This is a genomic window from Streptococcus sp. DD11, from assembly GCF_001578865.1.
GTDB lineage: Bacteria > Bacillota > Bacilli > Lactobacillales > Streptococcaceae > Streptococcus > Streptococcus panodentis.
In genome coordinates this window covers 207657-208781 of record NZ_KQ969395.1, presented here as the reverse complement: position 1 = coordinate 208781, position 1125 = coordinate 207657, and the positions used below count along the sequence as shown (strand labels likewise).

Here is a 1125-nt window from a genome sequence, read left to right as displayed (position 1 = left end):
CTTCAATGGAGTATTTGGCAGGTCTTCTTGCTGGCAGCGATACACGCTTCTTGGTCGTTGGAGGAGCGGGAAGCCTCTATGTCGATCCAGAAATGACGACACAGCTGGCGGATACACCGGACTTTCCAGAAGAATACAAACCGCTGGCACAAGCTATGGCTAAAGGCTTAGCACGCTTACGCAGCTTCTCAGATACTAAATGGACCTTTATCAGCCCGGCAGCAGACTTTGTGGCTGACGGAGCCCGTACAGGTGCCTATATCCTGGCTGGCGAAGTCTTTACCACAAATGAAGCAGGCCAAAGCAGCATCAGCTATGCCGATTATGCCATTGCTATGCTGGATGAGATTGAAAAAGGCAGCCATATCAAAGAGCGCATCTCTGTTTTGGGGAGATAATGCTCCATGAAAATCCAAATCAGACAGGGCAGGAGCAGACAGGATGGCAGTCCCTGCTTATCCTGTCACGAGACCGGAACAACAGTGTTTCAGCCTCCTCTAACTTTCAACGGGAATTAGACAAGTCCAAACGAAGGACGCTTGATTGTGATTTTCGAAGAACAGAAACAAGATAAGGGCAGATTCAGCTTAGCCTAGTCTGGATTTGCTTCTTTATTTTAAGGAAAGAAGGAATTTCAGATGACTTACGCATACAATAGCAAGATTTTTTTAGGTGAGGCGGCCCTCAATGTTGCGGATTTGGGCCGGCAAAAGCTCTTTTATCAGCAGGTTTTGGGGCTGGAGCTTCTGGAGGAAAAGGAAGGACAGGTATTGCTCGGCAGCGGTCAGCAGCCGCTGGTCCGCCTAATCCAGAGCAGCGACCGCCAGCCGGTTCAGCACAGCTACGGTCTTTATCATGTGGCCATTCTGCTGCCCAGCCGGCAGGACTTGGCGGATGTCTTTAAGCACATCGCTGAGCTCAAGATTCCGCTGGTCGGCGGCGCAGACCATGGCTACAGCGAGGCCCTTTATCTGGAAGATCCAGAGGGCAATGGCATTGAGCTTTATCGGGACAAGCCTCAGACTGACTGGGATATCCGGGAGGACGGCCGTATTATCGGCGTGACCGAGGAGCTGCCGGCTCAGGAAATCTATGAACTGGGGCAGGAAGTTCAGCCTTTCATCA

At 51.3% G+C, this 1125-nt stretch carries 1 protein-coding gene and 1 pseudogene; both read left to right on the top strand.

Features of this window, described 5'->3' with window-relative positions; genetic code table 11:
• Nucleotides 1-398, top strand: a pseudogene (locus STRDD11_RS14470) (NAD(P)-dependent oxidoreductase); the annotation flags it as partial.
• Between the two features lie 240 nt (nt 399-638).
• A partial coding sequence (locus tag STRDD11_RS08755) for a VOC family protein (protein WP_241209382.1) occupies nt 639-1125 on the top strand: 487 nt, incomplete at its 3' end.